The organism is Marinobacterium sedimentorum (assembly GCF_024267675.1).
GTDB lineage: Bacteria > Pseudomonadota > Gammaproteobacteria > Pseudomonadales > Balneatricaceae > Marinobacterium_A > Marinobacterium_A sedimentorum.
In genome coordinates, this window is sequence record NZ_JALDYX010000002.1 from 358,277 (window position 1) to 381,285 (window position 23,009).

Below are 23,009 nucleotides of genomic sequence, written 5' to 3' on the forward strand. Positions count from 1 at the left end.
GCGTAACACAGAAAAAGGCGCGGCCGGCTAACGAACAGCCTGCCGCACCAAACCGGTTCAGGCGGCGTAGGCGCCGGCTGGATGATCTTCAGGGTTCAAGGCGCCGGTCATGATGGCCACCGCCTCGGACATGGTGTGAGTATCGGGCTTGACGATAGCGATACGTTTGCCCAGACGATGGATGTGAATCCGGTCAGCCACTTCAAACACATGGGGCATGTTGTGGCTGATCAGGATGACCGGCAGGCCCTTGGCGCGCACGTCATTGATCAGGTTGAGCACGCGCCGGGATTCCTTGACACCCAGAGCTGCAGTGGGCTCATCCATGATGACCACATGGCGGGCAAAGGCGGCGGCACGCGCCACGGCAACGCCCTGGCGCTGTCCGCCCGACAGGGTTTCCACGGCCTGATTGATATTCTGGATGGTCAGCAGACCCAGTTCCGCCAGTTTGGCCTTGGCTTCATCGTGCATGCCTTTCTTGTCGAGCATGCGAAACACCGAGCCCAGGATGCCGGGGACACGGCGTTCGCGGCCCAGGAACATATTGTCGGCGATGTCCAGTGACGGCGACACGGCCAGGTTCTGGTAGACGGTTTCGATGCCAAGGGCACGGGCGTCCATCGGGCTTTTGAAATGAATCGGCTTGCCGTCCAGGGTGATTTCACCTTCATCCGGCACCAGGGCGCCAGACAGTGCCTTGATCAGCGACGATTTGCCGGCACCGTTGTCACCGATAATGGCGAGCACTTCACCTGCATACAGATCGAAGTCAGTGTGGTCGATTGCGGTGACATGGCCGTAGCGCTTTACCAGCCCGCGGGCCTGGAATACGATTTTCTTGTCGGTAGTCATGACTTATACCTTCCGGATCCATTGATCGACGCCAACGGCGACAATAATCAGTGCGCCAACGGTAAATTCCTGCCAGAGCACATCGACACCCGCCAGCGCCAGGCCATTACGGAAAACGCCGACCACCAGAGCGCCCATCAGGGTGCCGAAGATAGAGCCGCGCCCGCCGAACAGGCTGGTGCCACCGATGACGACGGCGGTGATGCTGTCCAGGTTGGCCATCATGCCGGCCTGCGGGCTGACCGAGCCGATGCGTCCTATGAGTACCCAGGCGGCGATGGCACAAAGCACACCGGCAACCACATACACGGACATCAACACGCGTTCGGTACGGATACCCGCGAGTTTGGCTGAATCAGGATCATCGCCGGTGGCGTAGACGTGCTTGCCCCAGGCGGTCCATTTCAGTGCATACCAGATCACAACGAAGAGCCCCAGCATCAGCAGCGAGCCATAGGTGAGGCGAGCGCCGAAGATGTCGATGGCCGTGCCTGTCCAGTGCAGCAGGGGAGCTGCGGCTTCAATTTCCTGGGAGCGGATCGTTTCGCTCTGTGAGTACCAGAGGTTGAGTGCGAAGAAGATGTTCCAGGTGCCCAAAGTGACGATAAAGGGCGGCAGGCGGAATCGGGTTACCAAGAGGCCATTAATCCAGCCGGTGACGCCACCGGCGATCAGGCCGATACAGAGTGCCAGGCCAGAAGGCAAACCCACCTCAACGGCCATGCGGCCCATGATGACGGAGGTCAGTACCATCACGGCACCCACCGACAAGTCGATACCGGCGGTGAGGATAATCAGGGTCTGGGCGATACCCAGTACACCAATAATCGTAACCTGCTGCAGGATCAGCGAAAGGTTGAAGGGGTCGAGAAAACGGCCGCCAATGATAGAGCTAAAGAGCGCAATGGCAGCGAGCAATACGATGGTCGGTGCGGCGACCGGATACTGGTGAAAAAACTGGTGAAGTCTGTCAGCCAGGGAGACCTGTGCGCCTTGGAAGGTCGCAAAGTCGCCACCGGCAGCGTTGGCGACCTTTTCGTGGTCAGCCGTCTGCACTTTGGCATTCTGCGGAGTGGTCATATCGTGAACCTATTCTTGTTAGGGTCTCTGGCAGCCTGTCGGGCTTTTCCACTGTGGATCAGTGTCAGGTTGGACAGGCGGCTAGCACCGGAAGATAAAACTTTCGGTTTTGTACAGCGGAGTATCTGGCAGCAGGGTCAGGCGGCGGTTTATCGCTACCCGACCCGGCAGGCTTTTAGCCCCAGCAGAGTTCCAGGCCTTCAGCTGACGTTTTGGACGAGATGCCCTCGACTGGCTGATCGGTGATCAGTTCAACGCCGGTGTTGACGAAGTCCAGGCCTTCAGAGGCTTGCGGCTTGGCGCCGGTCTTGGCAAATTCCAAAATGGCGTCGACACCCATGGAGGCCATCAGCAGCGGGAACTGCATGGAGGTCGCACCTATAACGCCATCCTTGACGTTGCTCACGCCCGGGCAGCCGCCATCGACCGATACGATCAGGACGTCGGTCTTGCCAACAGCCTTGAGGGCTTCATAGGCACCCGCTGCCGCCGGTTCGTTGATGGTGTATACAACATTGATGCCAGGATCTTTCTGCATCAGGTTTTCCATGGCGGTGCGGCCGCCTTCTTCGGCACCCTGAGTTACCTCATTGCCGACGATGCGCGAGTCGGTTTCGTCACCCATCTTTTTCGGGTCGTTCAGATCGATACCGAATCCCTGCAAAAAGCCCTGGTCACGCGCGACATCGACGGTGATCGCACTGCTGTTCAGGTCAAGCATGGCTATTTTGGCGGTCGCGGCCTTGTCGCCCAGCTGTGCCTTGGCCCATTCGCCAATCAGTACGCCGGCCTTGAAGTTGTCGGTGGCAAAGGTCGCATCGGCGGCGGTTGCAGGGGACAGCGGTGTATCCAGGGCGATAACCAGCAGGCCGGCTTCACGGGCGCGTTCAACCGCCGGCACTATGGCAACGGGGTCGCTCGGTGTCAGCAGAATGCCTTTGGCACCGGCAGCAATAAGGTTCTCGATAGCCTGAACCTGGGAATCATTGTCGCCATCGAATTTGCCGGAAAAGGACAACAGCTTGACGCCTTCGGCTTCGGCTTTTTCCTCGGCCCCCTGGCGCATTTTGACGAAAAACGGGTTGGTGTTGGTTTTGGTGATCAGGCCGACGATGGTTTGCTCAGCGGCGAAGGTCAGGGGAGAGGCCAGGGCCATAGCGAGGGCGAGAGCAGTGAGTTGCTTTTTCATGGTGGAACTCCAATTGTTGTTGTTGTATTGCCGTACTCGGTAGCCTGATTAGAGTGGATGGTCGTGAACAGAAAATTTCGGCCAGCGGGCATGCTGTTAACAATTGAAATATAGGCGGTAAAAGCAGGCGTATCGGTAAGAAATTGAATCGGGACCAATAAGGTGCCTGCAAGCAGGCGCTCAGGGGTGCAGGCCGGTCGCGACGGTTCGCGCCAGAGTATCCAGGCGGTAGGGCTTGGCGATAAAACCGGCGTCTGCCGGCAGACCATAGCGTTTGCTGAGCTGATCCCTGGGCAGACCCGAGGCCAAGACGCAGGGCAGCTGCGGCCATCGCTGCTGCAATCGCTGTTGCAGCTGGATGCCGGTCTGGCCGCTGCCCAGGTTTATGTCACTGAGTACCAGATCGGGCAACGGGTTGTCCTGCAGCCACTGCAACGCCTCTTCGGCACTGCGGCAGGACAGGGGCTCATACCCGAGTTCCGCCAGCATGTCTTCAACCGCCTGCAGCACCAGGTGGTCATCCTCGACCAGCAATATCAGTTCACCGTTGCCCAGTGTCAGGGGCTGTTCGAGCGGCTGCGACTCCGACGGCCGGGCGCCCTGGTGACGCGGCAGGCTGATGGCAATGCAGGTGCCCTTGCCGGGCGGACTTTCGATATGGATATCCCCACCGGACTGCTTGACGAAGCCATACACCATGCTCAGCCCCAGGCCGCTGCCCTGGCCCACCTCCTTGGTGGTGAAGAACGGATCAAAGACCCGGTCCTGCAGTTCCTCGGGAATGCCGTTGCCGGTATCACAGACATCGATCTGTACCCGGTCGGTACCGGCCGTATCCTGCAGCACCCGGGTGCTGAAACTGAGCGTGCCGCCATCGGGCATGGCGGCGCTGCTGTTGAGAGCCAGGTTGAGCAGGGCGTTTTCAAGCTGGCCTGGGTCGACGTAGATCCAGTCATCGGTAGCCTCGAGCCGGGTCTGGATGTCGATATGGGGCCCCACGCTGTATTCCACCAGATCCAGCATGCCCTCGATCAGGACATTGAGCTGCTGTGCTTCGGGGTGCAGCTGCTGTTTGCGCGAGAAGGCCAGCAGTCGCTGCACCAGGCTGGCGCCGCGCTCGGCGGCAGCGAGCGCGCGCTGGCCATAGCGGCTGACCTTCTCAGCAAGGCCGGGTTGTTGCTCAAGCAGCTGCAGGTTGCCGATTACCGCTGCGAGCAGATTGTTGAAGTCGTGGGAGATGCCGCCGGTCAGTTGACCTAGAACCTCCATTTTCTGTGCCTGGCGCAGCTGGGATTCGATGGTCTTGCGATCCGTTAGATCACTGTAGAGGGTGACAAAGCCGCCGTCGGGCATGGGCTGGCTGCGAAACTCGATAACGCGGCCGTCCTGATAATAGCGCTCGAAGCGAATGGGCTGTTCCGGGCGCTGCAGGTTGGTTTGTGTCATGTCCAGCGGCCGGTTGTCCAGGGTTCGATTACTGTGGGCATTGCGGGTCATGAGATTTTGCACATGATTCAGTGACAGGCCGCTGCGGATTTTGCCGGCGGGCAGATCAAAGATACTCAGATAGCGCGGATTCCAGGCGATCAGGCGCTGATCGCGATCGAATACGCTGAGACCGTCGTTGATATTGTCGAACACGGTTTGCAGCAGGCGTTGCTGCTTTTGCAGGTTTTCCGCCATGGATTGCAATTCACGGCTGTTTTCACGGAAGACGTTGAAGGCGCGGGCCAGGCTGCCAATCTCGTCGCGCCGCTGCACCGCGGGCGTGGCCTGTTCGGTAACGCCTGAGGCCAGGCGGGTCATCAGCCGGGTAACGGCCTTGAGGTTGTGGGTCATGGTCAGCACCAGGGTAGCGCCGGCCACCAGGGCCAGCAGGGCCACCAGACTGATCCACAGAATGCGGACCTTGCCCTGATCGATGGTGGCCGCCAGCGCAGCGTGCTGATGTTCAAAGCGTGTCTGCAGGCTATCGACAAAGGCTTTGACTTCAGTGGACAGCTGATCGGAAATGGCCCGAACCGCAGCCAGCAGATAGGCCTGACGTTGCTTGACCTCCAGTTGCTGGTGACGCAGCCCGAATATCTGGCGGGCGCTGGCGCGGATGGGGTCATCGTCCGCGATGCGGGCGTTAAAGCGCTGCTGGATCAGGCTCAGCTCCCGGGACGAGGCGGATGCCGCGGCTATCAGCTGGTCGATGGCCTGGCTCTGGTCCTGTGCCTGCAGGGCCGCATCGTGCGCCGGGTTGCCCAGTGGCTGCAGCTGATACAGCAATTGGCGCAGATCCTCGCGCTGGAACAGCTCCTGCTGGGTCAGGAAAATGAGTTCATCCAGGGTCGCATAGAGCTTTTCCAGCAGGCTGCGCAGCACCGGTGCCGATGTCAGGTGGCGGATGCGGCCGGCCAGCTCCTTGAGCTGCTGCACCCGTTCGAGCAGTTGCTGGCGATCGTGCTGTAACTGAAACGGGGCCGAGGCTTCGGCCACAAAGGGCGCCAGGGAGGCGAGGCTGGCGGTGCGTTCGGCCAGCTCCAGGGAGTGGGAAATATCCGGCAGAATTTCTTCGCGCAGGCGCTCCAGGGACTGCTCGGTGTCGCTCAGGCCGCGCCAGCCGACGATGGCCAGGGCAAGGGCCGCCAGGGTAATGCAGGCAAAGGCAACAAGCAGACGGGCGCGGGCGCTGTGCATGGCTCAGAGCCGGCTTATCTGGGCGTGGAAGCAATACCCCAGACCGCGCTCGGTGCGAATGTAGCGGGGTTGGCGCGGGTTGGGTTCAAGCTTGCGACGCAGGCGCAGGATCAGCACATCGATAGTGCGATCGAAGACTTCGCTGTTGTCACCGCGGGTCATTTCCAGCAGTTGATCCCGGGTAAGAATGCGGTTCGGGGCCTTGACCAGGGCTTCCAGCAGGTTGAACTCGCCGTAGGTCAGCTCCACGCTCTGGCCATCGGCACGCTGCAGCTGGCGGGCGGTGAGATCCAGTACCCAGTCGCCGAAGGCCAGCCGCTGGTGGCTGTGCAGGTCCTCCGGTTTTGTCATTACGCCGGCGGAGCGGCGCAGCAGGGCGCGCACCCGGGCCAGCAGTTCGCGTACGTTAAAAGGCTTCATCAGAAAGTCATCGGCGGCCAGCTCCAGCCCGAGAATGCGGTCGGTCTCATCGCCCTTGCCGGTGAGCATCATGATGGGAATGCCGGATTCCGCGCGCAGGCCTCGCGCCAGCTGCATACCGTCTTCACCCTTGAGCCGAAGATCCAGAATCACCAGCGAAAAGGCGGATTGCGCCAGCGCCTGCTGCATTTCTGCGCCGTTGGTGACCGCCAGGGCGTCGAAGCCGTTGTCATCCAGCAGGTCGTGCAGCAGATCCCGCATGTCTGCTTCGTCATCAACGATAAGAATTTTCTGGCGTGCTATTTCCGTCATGGATCGCTGTCCGTTAGCTTGTTGCGTTGTTGTGATACCACAGAATAGGCCAGATCGTATTTCAAATGTTTCGTTGCCGTCGATGAATCCGGCCGGCCGAGACTTTGATTTGTCTGCTGAAACCGAGAAAACCCGGCGTCTGGCGGTGCGCAGAAACGCCATCATCGGGCAACAGGGGATCATGATCAAGAGTGATTGACAACGTTGTCCTGCATGGATTATTGTTTGTCAACGTTGTCATCCCACTCAAATTCCAGGTCGTGCGTCATGGTCTCGATCAAAGATGTTGCCACACATGCAGGCACCTCGTTTAAAACCGTCTCCCGCGTGGTGAATAATGACCCGGCGGTTCGCGAAGAGACGCGGGTGCGGGTGCAGCAGTCGATCGAGGCGCTGAATTACCGACCCAACAGCGCCGCCAGGATGATGCGCAATCAGAAGTCCGGGGTTATCGGCTTTATCTCCGATGAAGTGGTCACCCAACCCTATGCCGGTGACATTCTGCTCGGTGCGCAGCAGGTAGCCAGCGAGCATGACAAGATACTGATGGTGGTCAACATCGAGCACAACCGCCGACGCCGGCAGCAGTCGCTGGACATGCTGCTGGAGCGCAGGGTTGAGGCCCTGGTGCTGGCCAGTTATTTTCATCGCGAAGTCGAGGTGCCGCCGGAACTGTCAAGCGTGCCCTCGGTGCTGGTGAACTGTTTTGATAGCCAGGCGTCCCTGGCGGCTTTTGTACCGGATGATGAGCAGGCCGGCTTTGATGCCACCCAGCTGCTGGTTGACCAGGGACATAAACGTATCGCACTGATCAGCCTGGATCCGGCAATAGTCGCAGCCCAACTGCGTCTGGCCGGGTACCGCAGAGCCTTGCTGCAAGCAGGGCTGCCGTTCGACGCCGCTCTGGTGGTGCAGGGTGAAGAAGAACTCGGTATGACGCCTGGAAACTGCAATGCTGAAACAGCAGTCGCAAACCTGATGGCGCTTGAATCGCGGCCGACGGCTATTGTCTGTGGCAAGGATGAAATTGCGATGCAGGTCTACTTTCTGCTGCTGCGCTATGGCATCAGGGTCGGTCATGAGATGGCGCTCACCAGTTTCGACAACCAGCGACTGATTGCCCCCAATCTGTCGCCGGGACTAACGACGATGGCATTGCCGCACCTCGAAATGGGTCGTGCGGCACTGCGTTATCTGTTTAGCGCGGAGGCTGACAACAGCACCCGGCTGATACCGTTTTCAGTCATTGCACGCGAGTCGCATTTACTGAAAGCATAAACTGCAATATTTATAAAAAGAATAGGTAAAGGCATGCAAATAGTTACTCCTACCCTGCTTTCTGTTGTCCTTATGACAACGTTGTCAACCTCCGCTGTCCATGCATCTGCCGAGCCGGCACTGGTTAAGCTCTGGCGCCATGAAACCAGCAATATCGCCGAGATCGAAGTCAACAAGGCTGCTGTCGAACGCTTTAACCAATCGCAGCAACGCTGGAAAATTGAAGTCGAGATGATTCCCGAGGGTTCTTATACCGAGACCGTTTCGGCAGCCGCCCTGGCCGGTGATCTTCCGTGCGTACTGGATATGGACCAGCCCGTGGTGCCGAATTTTGCCTGGTCCGGTTATCTGCGACCGCTGAAAGGGCTGGTGTCTCAGGAAGTGCTCGACAGCCTTATCGATTCGGCAAAAGGGACCTACAAAGACGATGTCTACTCGATTGGTCAGTTTGAAGTGGCGCTGGCACTCTTTTCCCGCCAGTCGATACTGAAAGAACATGGTATTCGTATCGGGACCATCGAACAGCCCTGGACGAAAGAGGAATTACTGCGGGCGCTGGCCACACTTAAAGCGTCAGGCAAGTATGCCTACCCGCTTGAGATGCGTACCGGCTGGAAAGGTGAGTGGTACTCCTATGGCTACGCGCCTATGCTGCAGAGTTTCGGCGCTGACCAGATCGACCGCAGCACTTACCGCACAGCCGAAGGCCTGCTCAACGGTAAACAGGCGGTCGCCTGGGGAGAATTTTTCCAGAGTTTGTTTGCCGAAGGTTATGTCGATCGTAACCCGAGCGACGACAAGGCTTTCAGCCAGCAAAGGGCCGCACTTGACTATGTGGGTAGTTGGGAAATGGCAAACCATGTGACCAGCTTCGGTGACGATCTGGTGGTCATGCCGGTACCCGATTTTGGTAGCGGTCCCGTGGTGGGCGGTGGTTCATGGCATTGGGGCATTACCCAGGGTTGTGCCAATCCTGAGGGCGCTGCGGCGTTTCTGGATTACATTCTCCAGCCGAACGAGATTGCGGCGATGTCCGAGGCGACCGGCATGATTCCGTCAACCCCTGCGGCTGCGGAACTGACCGAGCACTACCGGACCGGTGGTGACTGGCGCTTCTTCTACGACTATTCGGCGGCCTACGCCAGGCTGCGTCCGGCAACACCGGCGTACCCGATTATCTCCAGTACTTTCGAAACCATGGCGCGAAATATCAAGGACGGCGCCGACGTTCAGGACTCCCTCGACCAGGCTGTCGATACCATTGAGCGTAACATCTCCGATAACAAGGGTTACGGTTTCAATTAACCGTTCGGTTTCTCCGATCTGAACGTCTGTCTCGCCGGGTTCGCAAGGAATCCGGGGGTACGGCCGTACCTTTTATATCGTCAGCAGGACCTATACTCATGCAAGCAGACACCGCAGTAATAAAGCAGGAGAGGCCGTTGGAGCCGAAGTCGGTTACACGGTTACAGCCTGACATTCAGGAGCAGAAACCCCGCCGTCGCTATGTATTCCTTATGAGTACGCCGGCATTGCTGGGGCTTTTCATGTTCCTGGTGATTCCCTTTTTTATGGCAGTGGGCATGTCCTTTACCGACCAGCGGCTGCTGTCGCCCAATGAGACCAGCTGGGTAGGGCTGCGTAACTATGACCGTCTGCTGAATGTCAGTGGCATGGTACAGGAGCCGGTGCGCGATGAGGCCGGCCAACTGGTGCTTGACGGCGACGGCCAGGTCGAGTATCCGCGCCTTCGCACGCTGCTGCGCAGTGATCCGGCCATGGCAGACTACAAACTCTTCAGCAGCTGGGACCTGGGGGAAAAGCGCTACATTGTGCTGGCCAAGGATCCGCATTTCATCCAGTCATTCATCAATACCCTGTTGTTCGTGTTGCTGGTGGTGCCCTTGCAGTGCGGCCTGGCACTGGCGCTGGCCTTGCTGATCAACCGCCAGCTGCGGGGCATCTTTCTTTATCGAACTGTATTTTTCTCGCCGGTCGTGACCTCGATAGTGGTGGTGTCGATTGTCTGGAGCTTCCTGTATCACAAGGATCTCGGGCTGTTTAACCATTATCTGCAGGCCATGAGTTTTGGGCTGATCGGCCCGATTGACTGGCTGGGGGATCCGGCCTGGTCGATGCCCTCGATCGTCATAATGTCGGCGTGGCAGGCGGCGGGGGTACAGATGCTGATCTTTCTGGCCGGCTTGCAGGGGATCTCGCCGGATCTTTACGAGGCCGCCGATCTGGATGGTGCCGGGCCCTGGAGCAAGTTCTGGCATATCACGCTGCCGGGTCTGCGCAATACAGTGGTGTTCGTTGTGATCAGTACCACGATTCAGGCATTCGGGCTCTTCACCCAGGTGGATGTCATGACCCAGGGGGGGCCCCAGGGCTCGACCTCGACCGTGATGTACCACGCCGTGACCAAGGGCTTCCGCGAGCAGGATATCGCTTACGGCTCCGCTATCAGCGTCATTTTCTTCCTGGTGATTCTGGGCATCGCGCTCTTCCAGAAACGCCTGTTTGACAGCAAGGGGGACAAGTAACATGTCCGTTAAACATCTGAAAACCCTGGGCTGGTACCTGTTCCTGACGGGTATCGGTTATGTCTTTCTGTTTCCGCTGCTGTTTATGCTGGTGTCTTCGCTGAAACCGGAGCAGGCGATTTTTGCAGATCTCTACTCGATCCGTGCCATCTTGCCGGTCGGCGAGCTGTCACTGGATAATTACCGTCAGGTGTTTGAGAAGAGCAATGTCAGCCTCTATTTCTGGAACTCGCTGTTTATTACCGTCGGTACCGTGATCATGGGGCTGTTCGTCAACAGTCTGCTGGCATTCACGCTGTCGCGCATGAGCTGGCGTGGTCAGAAGCTGGTACTGGCGGTGGTCATCGCCCTGATGATCATTCCGCTGGAAGCCATCGTCGTGCCGCTGCTGTTGCTGGCGTCCAAGCTGCCTTCCATTGGCTGGGAAGGGGGCATGCTGGTGCTGAAAAGCTCCTGGCTGAATACCCTGCATGTGCAGATGCTGCCCTTTGTCGCTAACTCGTTCTTTATATTCCTGTTCTATCAGTTTTTCCGCGATATCCCGAAGGACTTCGACGAGGCCGCCGAGCTGGATGGCGCCACGCCCTTCCAGATTTACCGTCATATCATTGTACCGATGTCCGGGCCGGTCTTTGCGACGGTTGCGATCCTGCATTTCCTGTTGATGTGGAACCAGTACATCTGGCCGATCATGGCGGTGCAGGGCGAAGACGCACGACCGTTGATGCCGGGGATTCAGATTTTCTTCGGTCGTCAGTCCAGCTGGGGCGAGATCATGGCCTACGCCTCGCTCGTCACGCTGCCGGTGCTAGCGGTATTCCTGATGTTCCAGAAGAAATTTGTCACCAGTCTGGCCGGCGCCGGTATCAAGGGCTGAGCAGGACTGAGCAGGACCGGGCTTAGCCCGAGTACCCCACTTTCTGAATTCGAATGATTGCAGGCCATCCGGCGGGCACAGTCGCGCCGGATGGCAGGAGAAAATAACATGGCAGATTTAAAACTTACCCAGGTCATCAAGCGTTTTGGCGATCTTGAAACCATTCACGGTATAGACCTGGATATAAAGGACGGCGAGTTCGTCGTTTTTGTCGGCCCGTCCGGCTGCGGCAAATCGACGCTGCTGCGCATGATTGCGGGGCTGGAGGAAATCACCGACGGCGACATCCATATCGATAATGAATGCGTGACCCGGGTGCCGGCGTCCAAGCGCGGCGTTGCCATGGTGTTCCAGTCCTATGCACTCTATCCGCATATGACGGTGCGGGAAAACATGGGCTTTGGGTTAAAAATGGCCAAGGTCAGCAAACACGAGATTACCCGGCGCGTGGATGAGGCTGCGCAGATCCTGCAACTCGGGCCCCTGCTCGACCGTAAGCCCAAGGCGTTGTCGGGTGGGCAGCGACAGCGCGTCGCGATCGGTCGCACCATCGTGCGCAATCCAAAGGTGTTTCTATTCGATGAGCCGCTGTCGAACCTGGATGCCGAGCTGCGCGTAAAAATGCGCGTCGAGATTGCAAAGCTGCACGGCGAACTGCGCAATACCATGATCTACGTGACCCACGACCAGACCGAAGCCATGACACTGGCCGACAAGATCGTGGTATTGCGCAGCGGCAATGTCGAGCAGGTGGGCAGCCCGCTGGAGCTGTATCTGAACCCCGCCAATGACTTTGTCGCCGGCTTTATTGGCTCGCCGCAGATGAATTTCATTAACTGCGAAGTCCTGGCTGTCACGGCGGATATGCTGCGATTGAGGTTCCCCTGTGGCCTTGAAACTGACATGCCCGCCATGACGGCCAATGTCAAGGCAGGGGACAATCTGAAGCTCGGTATTCGTCCTGAGCACGTGCTGGAGGATGCCAGCGGGGAGCTTGTCATCTGTGTCGATGTCGATGTTGTCGAACACCTGGGTGGCTCCACCTTTGTGTATGCCGACTATGCGGGCGATATAAGCATGACGCTGCAGGTCGGTGGCCTGAGCGATATCAATGGTAAAGATAAGCGTGAGATCAGTTTCAATCGTCACTATTGCCACCTGTTTAACGAAGCCGGAAAGAGCATAGGCCTTCGCAAGGACGCCCTGGAACTCAAAGCCGCAGAGAAAATGCTGCCGATGGCCGGTTGATCACACCGACCCGGATAGCGACCACATAGAATACCCGGCAGCTTTGCGAACGGTGCCGGGTTACAGCACAGGATTGGAATAGCGCATGTCTTTTGAAAATACCTTGGTGCAATACGCGCCCGAGCGGCCGGCATTTCACTTTACACCGCCGAAGGGCTGGATGAACGACCCGAACGGTCTCGTCTTTTTTGAAGGCGAATATCACCTTTTCTACCAGTATTATCCCGATGCGGTGGTCTGGGGGCCGATGCATTGGGGCCATGCCGTAAGTACGGATCTAACCAACTGGATACACCTGGACGCGGCACTGCTGCCGGATGAAAACGGCATGTGCTTCTCCGGCAGCGCCATTGTTGATGCCAGTGACTGCAGTGGCCTGTTTGGCGGCCAGCCTGGGCTTATCGCCTTCTACACGGCTCATCGGGTGCTGTCCGATGCGCCTGATGATTATGTGCAGGAGCAGTGTATCGCCTACAGCAGTGACAAGGGACGCAGCTGGCAGAAATACGCCGGCAATCCCGTTATTGCGCCCCCGGGGTTTCGTGATTTCCGTGATCCCAAGGTGATCTGGCACGGGCCGAGTCAGCACTGGATCATGGTGCTGGCCTGCGGTCAGTCAATCCGTTTCTATCGTTCAGTCAATCTGCTGGACTGGACGCTGGCCAGTGAGTTCGGTGCCGGCCAGGGCCGTCATACGACCGGCCCCTGGGAGTGTCCTGACCTGTTTGAACTGCCGGTGGAAGCTGGTGAGGGAAGCCGCTGGGTGCTGGTGGTGGGTGTGGGCGCCTCTGAAGATGACTGGGGATCCTTCACGCAGTATTTTGTCGGTGACTTTGATGGCGGCCATTTTCATAACGAAAATGCGGCGGATAAGGTGCTGCTGATGGACGAAAGCCGGGATTTCTATGCGGTGCAGAGCTGGTCCGATGTGGCCGACGGGCGCCGCCTTGCGATTGCCTGGTTGAGCAACTGGCTCTATGCCAATCAGATCCCGGAAAACGGCTGGCGGGGCAGCATGAGTGTAGTGCGTGAGCTTGCGCTGGTGGCTACCGATGACGGAGTTCGCTTGCGCCAGGACTTTGCGCCTGAGTTCGGCCGCCAGGTCGCAGAAGCACAGATAAGGCTGCCTGCGAGCCTTGCCTTGAGTGCGGGTCAGGATTATCGGGCTGAGTATGCCAAGGGTCCCGGCTATGGTCGCACTTCGCTGACCCTGTCGCCAGGTGCCCGAGTAACCTTGTATTTGCAGCAGCATGCCTGGCCGGATCTTGAGCTGAGCCTGGACGCTGGCGCGCTGAGCATTTCGCATCGCCGCGAAGGAAAAAATGGTGACGAACGATTCGATCGCTACTTTGCGCATGATTTCTCTGTCGCCGCGGGCAATGATCCACGTATCGAGCTCGAGTGGTTCAGTGATCATGGCAGTCTTGAAATGCTGGTCAACGGTGGGCTGATTTCGCTGACCAGCCTCAGCATCAGCTCCCAGGGCGGCTGCGCGCCTATGGTGGCTGTTACACAGGGGCAGTGTCTACTGGAATCGCTGGAGTACGCGCGCCTGGCAATTGGCGACCTGGACAACTGGCGTGCTCTGGCCTGAGTCCTGCGTAAAGACGACAAGTCGGCTGGTCTGTCGTCTGTTCCGCTTAAAACCTGGGTGCCGTAGACCGAAATCAGCGACGCTTCAAATTCATTTCAGTGACATTTTGAAAATGTATATTGTTCGGCGTGCGCCCTGTCATATTGGTTTTCGTGAATTGCCCGTATTATTTCAGGAAGCCAGGCGGTATGCGGATATCAGATAATCGAGTTCGTTGATCGTAAATTTATCAGTCCTATTAGACGGCTTTTGGTCGCTCAATGTGGAAACTATCCAATAAGACAGGTTTAAATGTGTCGGCCGGGCTGTGGTAACAATGGCAATAATAAAGGCCTGAGACAAAGGTCATTGCAATTTATAACTGAACCTACCGGTCGGTTTAATACCGACTGAAGACGTCGGGTTGACCTTGATGTTGAGAATCCTGTCCGTTCGCTGAGCAAAGTTCCCGTAAAGGTAGGCTGTGGCAGGCATTGCGCAGCCTGTAAGGTCGCCGTCAGTAACGGTTTCAGATCAGATAGTTAGACTTTTTGCTGCATCAGCAAAAAAATTAAGTAGAAGATTAAGAAATATTTCCGTTGATTCAACGGCGACAAAACGAATAACATGTTAGTCATAACGTAAACGTTTACTTTAAATTTATGGCTTTACGGATGAGGCTGTTCTTTGGGCGTATGGAATAACTTTTAGTCGCAACACATAAAAACAACGGTACTATAATAATGAAATATTTCGTTTCTCCCCTTGGCTCTACTGCACTTGTATCTTCTCTCTCTCTGGCGGCCTTGTTCTCCTGCTCGGTTAATGCAGCCGACCTGAATCCCACCTTCAGTGTCGACGCCAATATCGAAATCAATACCGATGCCATTGATACCGCTGTTGGTTCGACCGAATACAGCCAGGGGGGGCGTGTCGAGGCTAACCTGCGCGGCGAGATTCAGCGTGAACAGTACTTTGTGCGCGGCAAGGGCACCCTGATTCTGGCGAAGGACTCGGACACCCATACCGATGACATGTGGGTGCAGTTTGGCGACGACCGCTGGGACCTGCAGTTTGGCCGTTTCGAGGGTATCGATCTGTTCCCCAAAGGCAAGGATACCCTGGTCGTGCATGCCGGTGGCGGTGTGGCACAGGTGTATGAAGCCAATATAGTCCGCGGCCGTGCCGGTACCGACGGCGGTCAGATCGCGTTGCATCTCAAGGGAGACAGCGGTTTCGGTTTTGAGCTTAACAGCCTGTTCGGGGACGACAACGACGATGGCACCGATGAAAATGCGGTATCCGGGGTGCGGCCCGTTATTACCTACATGACCGACGGCTTCTCGGCCAAGCTCGGCTACGAATACCAGAACGTCGATTTAATCGGCGGCGGCGAAATCGAGAAGCAGGGTGTTGGCGCCAGCGCCAGCTTCGGCCTGGGCGAGGCGCTGATTAACCTGAATGCGGCCTGGCTCGATAATCAGACCGACGATACCCAGGTGCACACCTACGGCGCCAACCTGGTATACGGACCTTTTGGTGCCGGCGTGGTGTATTCCCAAACCGACCTGTCGACCGGTGCCGACCCCGACGTCACTACCGCCTATGCCGCTTACACCGTGCCGTTGCTGGATATCGACAACGCCAGCGTGACCTTTGCCGTGTCCGGCTCCTCGGCCGACAACGTCGGCGCTAATGACAGCGCGACAGGCGTGCGCATGCGCATCAACTACACCTTCTGACCTGTAGGCAAGGTCGCAGTGGCTGGGTGCCGGAAGCGGCATTCGGCTATTGCAAAATGCTGGACCCTCAATGATTCCTTTTGTGCGGTGGCTAGCAGCCTGTCGGACTTGACCGGTCGTAGCGAGGAGATGGCCGTTTTGAGTCAGTTTTTGGGCTCTTTTAAGGCGAATAGTGGTTCTATTTAACGAAAAAGAGTACGAAAAGTGGCCAAAATCGGCGTTTCCACAGTAGATCAGTGTTAAGTCCGACAGGCTGCTAGTGCCATCGCATTTTTTGTCTGTGGTAGCGGGTTCTTGGCTGCGTCCTGTGTGACTGAAAGCACTCAGTTGCGGGGGATTTCGCGCTCGAACTACAAGGCTGCGTCCGGCAACGACGGGATACTGTTTCATGTACGCCAATAACAAGAAAATTACGCTTAAAACGCTGTCAGAGCATTTGCAGGTGTCGACCGCAACCATATCCAATGCCTTCAACCGGCCGGATCAGCTGTCAGTGGACTTGCGGCGTCACATCCTTGATGAATGCCGCCGAATGGGTTACGCCGGGCCCAATGTCGGGCGGCGCCAGTTCAGGGCCCGTGGCCGCGCCATGGGCCTGGTGCTGGCAGCTGAGCTGGCTGCCAGCTTGCAGGATAGCGACACTCAGGCCCTGATTCGGGGCTTCGCCCAGGTGCTGGACCAGCATAGGTACAACTTGCTGCTGCTGCCGCTAGACGGCAATAATCTTGTCGAGCTGCAGCACCAGGCGCTGATTGATGGCCTGGCATTCTGTGGCGGTGCCGCATTGCCGGGTGAGTCCCTGCCGTCCCTGATGGCGCACAGGCCCCTGGTTGCGCTGGATTTCGAGCATCGTGGGCTGGGTTCCATCCAGGTGGAGCACTACGCCGGCGCACGCCGAGCCGTGCGCCATGGTCTGGCTCAAGGGGCAGGGCATGCAGCCATTCTGGGGTTACAGCTGCTGGACTCCTCGCGTGTCTGCCGGGTCGAGGCACAGGAAGCCGGTGCCGGTCCGGACACCTGTTACCGCCAGCGCCTGCGTGGCTATCTGGACGGGCTGGACGCCATGCTCTCCGGCCTTGGCAGCCATCGTATCTGGCATCTGCCTGACGCCTCCCTGGCTGCCGGGATCCAGGCTGCGCGGGAGGCGCTGTGCAGTCAGCCGCGGCCGGAGCTGTTGCTGTGCATGGATGATGGAATCGCGCTGGCAGCGCTTCGCGTCGCGGCTGAGCTGGGTCTGCGGGTACCCGAGGATGTGCGCATTATCGGCTGGCGTTCAGCGGTGGCGGACAGTTATGTGTCTGGAATGCTGACCAGCATTGTGCAGCCGTCGGGGGAGGAAAGGGGTCGCCTTGCCGCGCAAATGCTGTTTGGTGGCAAGGCCGAACAGCGACGGCTCGCCACCGACCTGCAGATTGGCGCCAGCTGCCCCTGAGGTCGGGGACTGAGCACCCCCAAGAGTTACCGAGGACGCGGGCGCTGTTTCGTCAGCGTCTGTTCGGCTATCCGCTGCGGGATCAATAGAAGAGCGCTATTAAGAGCGGTTTAGGTATTTAAGATATATTTAGCGGCCTGAGGGCTGTTGCTAACGCGAATATTATCAATGACTTGTCATTTTATGGCTGATAATTTTTTCGCAATGGGATCTCGCCTGCGCAGCATCTATCCTTGTTAGGGAAAGCCGTCCGTTGCCGTCCTGCAACGATTATGGAGGCCAGACCCATGAACAGATTCGCAACTGTTACCCTGATCCTGCTATTGAGTGGATATCTCAACGCCGGAGTCGGTCCCGACTCGAGTTGGGGCGAACTCTACCAGCACCGCTTTTATGAACCCCAGACACCCACCATTGCTTTTTATGTACGCCCGTCAACGCATGCAGACGGCAGGCTATTTCTTAAAAAGGTGCATGATGTGAGTTATTTCAAAACCCCGGGCGGACGTGAGTGGCTCTATGGTGGCATGGCCCGGGTCTGCTCCGGTTACAGTGTGACCGGCAGCCTCAGCGACAGTCGTCGCCAGTGCCTCGGCTATGAGGATGTAGCCCTGGTACGGGATCTGGGCACCCGTTTGCGCTTCTGCACCTTTCGCTCCGATGATGACTGTCAGACCTATGTCAGCCGGGCGGCACGCTACCCGCTCGACTACCAGGTGCCGGTGATGTACCGCAGCAGCGAAAGCGACAGCTTTACCCCGGCCCGGGTGGCCTTTACCAAACCCTTGCATATACCCCAGTGTAACGACTGTGCCGTGCGTCTGGGTCTATGATTGCAAGAGGGTACAGGCGCCGAGCCAAGGGGCGGTCGGTTGCCGTAACACGGACTCAAGGTTGTGTTAGGGAGGTTTTATGCGCCGGTTATTCGTGTTGAGTCTGCTGATTTCGGCTTTTCTGCTCGCGCCAACCGGAGCATCAGCCTTTTGTATTCAGAACGCCAGTGAGCAACGGCTTTTCTTTGAGGTCGGGGATCACGCCATTCAATACCGTAAATGGATTGAGCCCGGGTCCATGGCCTGCTGTGATTGGCGGCAGGCCAATTGCAACTGGACCCATGTGGCCGATGGCAAGCTCAGTGTCCGGGTCTTTGATGAGAGAGCCGACGCGGCGCAGGCAAGCTGTAACTACAGCGTTCGTGCTGATGGTCACTTGCGCCTCGGCCAGTTTGCAGCGCCCGAACACTGCAGCTGGGAGCCTTGACAGGTTGTTGAAAAGCGTTGGCGAGGCAGCTAGCGCAAGGCAAAAATCGTCGAAACGAGGGAGTTTATAGCCTATAAATGACCGATTTGAGGCGATTTTTAACGCCGTGATAGCAACGCAGGTAGTTTTTCGACAGCCTGTTACCAGGCTGTCACCGCAGTCTCTAGTCCACTATCGATCAGCAGGCCCTGATTGCTGCAGCCAGGGCTGCATCCTTCCGTGTTTGGTCCCGCCAGATCGTCTGCATATCACTTCTGCAGATCAATCTCCGCTAAACTATACACTCTGGCGCCCGATGGCTTTATACAGGGCACCGCCGCGATGCCGTGGCCTGTTCGTACGAGTGTAGCTGGATTGGTAAATATACAAATTTATGGCTTTATATGTGCTTTATAAGTGGGTATTATTGCAAAATTAACGTATAAAATTTACATTCCAGGTGCCGTTGTATGCCTGTTATCGTTTCTTGCCGTTGCCGTATAGATCGGTCATCCGTGGGATGCGGTGGTCAGTGCCGGCCGGACCTGTCTTGCTGGCGTGTGTTTCGTGCGCGGCACCGATAAATTTCAATTCAACCTGTAGACGAGGGGACAGACATGTCCGTTAAAGTCATCGCATTCGGCGAAGCGCTGATCGATATGCTCGCCAAGCCGGTACAGTCCGGTCCGACCACTTTCGTGGCGCATCCAGGCGGTGCGCCGGCCAATGTTGCGGTGGGTGTGGCCAAACTGGGCGGCAATGCCTGCTTCCTGGGGCAGGTTGGGCAGGACATGTTCGGTGACACCCTGGTGCAGACCATGCAGCGATTCGGTGTCGATACCCAGCAATTCGTGCAAACACCGGATGCCATGACCGCGCTGGCCTTTGTGAGCCTCGATGAAGAGGGTGAACGCAGCTTTGCCTTCTACCGCCACGGCAGTGCCGATCTGCTGTATCGCGCCGAGCAATGCCCCGATGCCTTCCTGCACGAGGCGCTGTTTCACAGCTGCTCCAATACCCTGACGGAAGCGGGCATTCGCGAGGAGCACCTGGCGCTGATGGCGCGTGCGCGTGCCGGTGGCTGCGTGGTCAGCTTTGATGTCAATTACCGTCACAACCTCTGGGCCGAAGGCGCGGATGCCCGCACACCGATCTGGCAGGCGATGCTGGCATCAGATCTGGTGAAGATCAGCCGGGAAGAACTCGAAGCGCTCTACGGCAAGGATCCATCGCTGGTGGGGAAACTGCTGGAAGGTGGCGTTGAGTTGTTGCTTATCACCGATGGAGGCGAACCGCTGGAGGCGCACTGGTCCGGTGGTTCGCTGCGTCTGACGCCGCCCGTGACCAAGGTGCTGGACAGCACTGCAGCGGGCGACTCCTTCGTGTCGGGCCTGCTGTATCAGTTGTCGGTACAGTCTGTCGATCATGATTCCTTTGGCGGCTGGGTGCGCGATGAGGCGAAGTTGTCTGCGGCACTGGAGTTTGCCAGTCGCTGTGGCGCGCTGACAGTATCGCGCTATGGTGCCTTTGAGGCGCTGCCAATGGGGTCTGAGCTCGGGCTTTGATAAAAGGCCCCGATATAGGCTGAACAGCAGCCTGTACAACGGGTTCCCATAAAAAACGGCAGGATAGTCTCCTGCTGTTTTTTATGTCTGGCGTGTGGCATAGCCCGATCGGTGGGGCCCGCGGCGGTTGGCGCCGGCTCAGGCACGGGCTTTCTGGGTGTCCGGTCTGGGTTTGCTCGTGGACAGCAGGGTGGTGATTACATCGCTGGGCTGGGGGCGGCTGAACATGAAACCCTGAACTTCGGCGCAGCCGGCGTTGCGCAGGTAATCGACCTGAGATTGATTTTCGACCCCCTCGGCGCACACTTTTACGCCAAGGCTGCGGCCCAGGGCTAAGGTGACGCTGGGTACCCCCTGGCAATTGCGATCGCCCGGCAATGCCCGGACAAAGGGCTGGTCCAGCTTGAGGCGTGTGAGGGGCAGACGGTGCAGGCTAGAGACGGACGAGTAGCCACTGCCAAAATCATCGATGGCAAGTTCGAACCCCTGTGCTGCAAGATGCTCGAACAGGTCGATCGAATGCTTCAGATTCGCCAGATCGGTTTCACTGACTTCAAGTTCAAACCAGTGCGCCTGGCAGTTGTGTTTCTCCAGCATGGCCATGAGCCAGTCGACCTGGCTGGCGCTCATCTGGCGCGCCGAGAGATTGAGAGCAATCACGCCGGGGTCAAAGCCCTGCTGCCGCCATTGACGTGTCTGCTGCATGGCCTTCTCGATGATGCTGTTGCCGATGGTGATAATCAGATCGCTGCCCTGGGCCGCGGGCAAAAACCGGGCGGCTTCGGTAATGCCGCGGGTCGGATGCTGCCAGCGTGCAAAGGCTTCCATGCCGATGGGCCTAAGGCTGCCGAGATCAAAGCGGGTCTGGTAGTACACGCAAAATTCATCCTTGGCGACTGCCTGGCGCAACTCGGCGGCCTCGGACAGCTGGGTAACGGCGCGGTGGGTGAGTTGCCGTGAGTAGAGCCGGAAGACATTCTTGCCGTCCTCCTTGGCCCGGTACATGGCGGCGTCGGCGTTCTTGATCAGGCTTTCGGTGCTGCTACCGTCTTCCGGATAGAGGCTGATGCCGACGCTGGTGGTCAGCATCACCGGGTGATCGTCCAGCATGCAGGGGGGCTTGATGCATTCGATCAGCTTCTGCGCCAGCATGGCGGCGTCGTCGCTGCGTAGCAGCGGTGACATAATGATGGTGAATTCGTCGCCGCCAATACGTGCAAGGGTGTCGCTGGAGCGGATGCAGGCGCTGAGACGCCGGCTCATTTCCTGCAGTACGCGATCCCCTGCCTGATGGCCCAGGCTATCGTTGATTTCCTTGAAGCGGTCCAGGTCGATAAACAGCAGGGCGAAAGACTGCTGACCCCGTTCGGCCAGCAGTCGTACCTGTTCGAGTCGGTCCAGAAACAGGGTGCGATTGGGCAGCCCGGTGAGCTGGTCATGGTGGGCCAGTTGTTGTAGTCGGGATTGTTCCTCATGTAGTTGCTGCAGCAGCCGGGTGTTCTCGCTGATATCGCGGTAAATTTCGATCACGCCATTGAGGGAGCCGTCCGGCAGGCTCAGGGGTGTGGCTTCCAGCTCGATATGGCAGATATTGCCGCTGGCATCGGTAAAACTGCAGATTTCGGTTTCCCGTGCGCTGCCGCGCAACAGTCGCTGCGCCGGCCCCCCGTGTTGCGTCGCCGTCGTGTCGGGATGTTGCAGCCGGTTACAGGGATGGCCTGCTTCGCTCTCTCTGGCGGCGCGGTTGAGAAGGCGAATGTTAAACTTGATATCCCGTACCACCATGGCGTCATGCACGCTGTCGACAACGTTCTGCAGAAAGGCGCGGGCCTCGCGCAGCCGCTGTTCTTCCAGTACCCGCCCCGTGATGTCGTGGGAAACGGTGATGATGCTGATGATATTGCCATTATGGTCGATAAAGGGGACTGCATAGGTTTGTAGCCAGATATCCTTGTCGGCGATGCGGGTGCGAAGACGATACTGCAGATTTTTATTGTGTCCGGCAAAGGCGGACTGGATCAGGTTGCCGAAGGCGGTACGGTCGGTATCGGCGACAAACTGCTCGCAAAATGACTGTTCCAGAGCCTGATCCACCGGCGTGTGCAGAATCCTGGCGCCAGCATTGTTAATGCTCAGTATCCTGCTGTCCCGATCCAGGGTAATGACGCCGGCGGGCTCCGCCTCAATCAGGGTGCGCAGGTACTCCTGCTGATTTCTGAGGGTGGCGGTGTGACGGTGAACTTCTTCGTTAAGCTGGTCCACTGAAAACGTGCTGGTGCGCAGGCGCTTGAGCATGCTGTCAAAGCCGCGGGCAAGCTCGCCGAGCTCGTCATTGCGCTGATCATTGATCGATACAAACAGGTTGCCGTCGGCGACCTGCTGCAACTGGGTGCGAATGCTATCAAGCCGGTATTTCAGGTTGCGGGCGATCTGAATGGCGATGAGTGTCAGGATCAGCGAGAGGGCGATCATCAGCCCCTGGGAAATAAAGCGACCGCGTTTAGTGGTGGCGAGAATGCGTTGCTGCGCCTGGGCTGCAAGTGGCACCGTATCTTCGGTCATTTCCTGCAAGGTGGCATAGATGCGGTTGGTCAGCTGAACCTGTCCGGGGCTGTCGTGGTCTTCGCGCCCCAGCAGCGGTGTCAGGCTTTGCAGGGTCTGGTTCTGCCGGCTGATGCTATGGATAAAGCGGCCGGAAGTCTCTGGATTGCCGTCCAGTACGGCGTTGAGCTGTGCCCGAGCCCGCTGCCAGTCGCTTAGCGCATCTGCATCATGGTAGGACAGGTAGAGTCCAAAACGGGTATTGAGCCGGGTGACGGCGCGTTGCACCGAGTTGGCGTATTCAAGCTGCGTCATGGCCTCGTTGAGCCGCGAGGAGCTCCACTGGCTGACAAACCAGCCGGATAGCGCAACGGCGGCCGAGAAGGTCGATAACAGCAGTAATCGGGTTCCGACTTTCATGTCCAAT

17 protein-coding genes are annotated in these 23,009 nt (G+C 58.0%); 10 read left to right on the plus strand and 7 right to left on the minus strand.

Annotated features, from left to right (window positions below):
- Window positions 1–57 precede the first annotated feature (57 nt).
- From MRS74_RS03985 to MRS74_RS04005, 5 genes are all read right to left on the minus strand, one after another.
- Window positions 58–855, minus strand: coding sequence for an ATP-binding cassette domain-containing protein (locus MRS74_RS03985; protein ID WP_254578980.1), 798 nt, complete (start codon window positions 853–855; stop codon window positions 58–60).
- Window positions 856–858: 3 nt separating this feature from the next.
- The gene (locus MRS74_RS03990) at window positions 859–1,935 is read right to left on the minus strand and encodes an ABC transporter permease (protein WP_254578981.1); all 1,077 of its coding nucleotides are present in this window, start codon (window positions 1,933–1,935) and stop codon (window positions 859–861) included.
- A gap of 175 nt (window positions 1,936–2,110) precedes the next feature.
- On the minus strand, window positions 2,111–3,124 hold the full coding sequence (locus MRS74_RS03995; RefSeq protein ID WP_254578982.1) for a sugar ABC transporter substrate-binding protein: 1,014 nt from the start codon (window positions 3,122–3,124) through the stop codon (window positions 2,111–2,113).
- Between the two features lie 180 nt (window positions 3,125–3,304).
- Window positions 3,305–5,809 (minus strand): PAS-domain containing protein, encoded by a 2,505-nt coding sequence (locus tag MRS74_RS04000; RefSeq protein WP_254578983.1) that lies wholly within the window; start codon window positions 5,807–5,809, stop codon window positions 3,305–3,307.
- A 3-nt stretch (window positions 5,810–5,812) separates the two neighbouring features.
- Complete coding sequence (locus tag MRS74_RS04005; protein ID WP_254578984.1) at window positions 5,813–6,541, minus strand: response regulator; 729 nt, start codon at window positions 6,539–6,541, stop codon at window positions 5,813–5,815.
- A gap of 267 nt (window positions 6,542–6,808) precedes the next feature.
- Between MRS74_RS04005 and MRS74_RS04010 the strand changes: the two genes are divergently transcribed.
- The 9 genes from MRS74_RS04010 to MRS74_RS04050 all read left to right on the plus strand — a co-directional run bounded on the left by MRS74_RS04010 (window position 6,809) and on the right by MRS74_RS04050 (window position 18,070).
- Window positions 6,809–7,819, plus strand: coding sequence for a LacI family DNA-binding transcriptional regulator (locus MRS74_RS04010; protein ID WP_254578985.1), 1,011 nt, complete (start codon window positions 6,809–6,811; stop codon window positions 7,817–7,819).
- Window positions 7,820–7,891: 72 nt separating this feature from the next.
- Entirely contained in the window at window positions 7,892–9,124 is a 1,233-nt protein-coding gene (locus MRS74_RS04015) for a sugar ABC transporter substrate-binding protein (RefSeq protein ID WP_254578986.1), read from the plus strand.
- A 137-nt stretch (window positions 9,125–9,261) separates the two neighbouring features.
- Entirely contained in the window at window positions 9,262–10,365 is a 1,104-nt protein-coding gene (locus tag MRS74_RS04020; protein ID WP_254578987.1) for a carbohydrate ABC transporter permease, read from the plus strand.
- Between the two features lies 1 nt (window position 10,366).
- On the plus strand, window positions 10,367–11,242 hold the full coding sequence (locus MRS74_RS04025; protein WP_254578988.1) for a carbohydrate ABC transporter permease: 876 nt from the start codon (window positions 10,367–10,369) through the stop codon (window positions 11,240–11,242).
- 108 nt (window positions 11,243–11,350) lie between these two features.
- The gene (locus tag MRS74_RS04030) at window positions 11,351–12,490 is read left to right on the plus strand and encodes an ABC transporter ATP-binding protein (RefSeq protein WP_254578989.1); all 1,140 of its coding nucleotides are present in this window, start codon (window positions 11,351–11,353) and stop codon (window positions 12,488–12,490) included.
- Between the two features lie 85 nt (window positions 12,491–12,575).
- Window positions 12,576–14,084: a glycoside hydrolase family 32 protein gene (locus MRS74_RS04035; protein WP_254578990.1), complete on the plus strand. Its 1,509-nt coding sequence runs from the start codon at window positions 12,576–12,578 to the stop codon at window positions 14,082–14,084.
- A 722-nt stretch (window positions 14,085–14,806) separates the two neighbouring features.
- Complete coding sequence (locus tag MRS74_RS04040) at window positions 14,807–15,805, plus strand: carbohydrate porin (protein ID WP_254578991.1); 999 nt, start codon at window positions 14,807–14,809, stop codon at window positions 15,803–15,805.
- Between the two features lie 388 nt (window positions 15,806–16,193).
- Complete coding sequence (locus MRS74_RS04045; protein WP_254578992.1) at window positions 16,194–17,237, plus strand: substrate-binding domain-containing protein; 1,044 nt, start codon at window positions 16,194–16,196, stop codon at window positions 17,235–17,237.
- Window positions 17,238–17,524: 287 nt separating this feature from the next.
- On the plus strand, window positions 17,525–18,070 hold the full coding sequence (locus tag MRS74_RS04050; protein ID WP_254578993.1) for a hypothetical protein: 546 nt from the start codon (window positions 17,525–17,527) through the stop codon (window positions 18,068–18,070).
- Window positions 18,071–18,212: 142 nt separating this feature from the next.
- On the opposite strand, the gene MRS74_RS04055 is transcribed toward MRS74_RS04050, so the two are convergent.
- Window positions 18,213–18,446: a hypothetical protein gene (locus MRS74_RS04055; RefSeq protein ID WP_254578994.1), complete on the minus strand. Its 234-nt coding sequence runs from the start codon at window positions 18,444–18,446 to the stop codon at window positions 18,213–18,215.
- Between the two features lie 647 nt (window positions 18,447–19,093).
- On the opposite strand from MRS74_RS04055, the gene MRS74_RS04060 reads away from it, so the two are divergent.
- Window positions 19,094–20,041 carry a carbohydrate kinase family protein gene (locus tag MRS74_RS04060; RefSeq protein ID WP_254578995.1) on the plus strand — a complete coding sequence of 316 codons (948 nt, stop codon included), beginning with the start codon at window positions 19,094–19,096 and terminating at the stop codon, window positions 20,039–20,041.
- A gap of 138 nt (window positions 20,042–20,179) precedes the next feature.
- On the opposite strand, the gene MRS74_RS04065 is transcribed toward MRS74_RS04060, so the two are convergent.
- The gene (locus MRS74_RS04065; RefSeq protein ID WP_254578996.1) at window positions 20,180–23,002 is read right to left on the minus strand and encodes an EAL domain-containing protein; all 2,823 of its coding nucleotides are present in this window, start codon (window positions 23,000–23,002) and stop codon (window positions 20,180–20,182) included.
- Window positions 23,003–23,009: the final 7 nt, after the last annotated feature.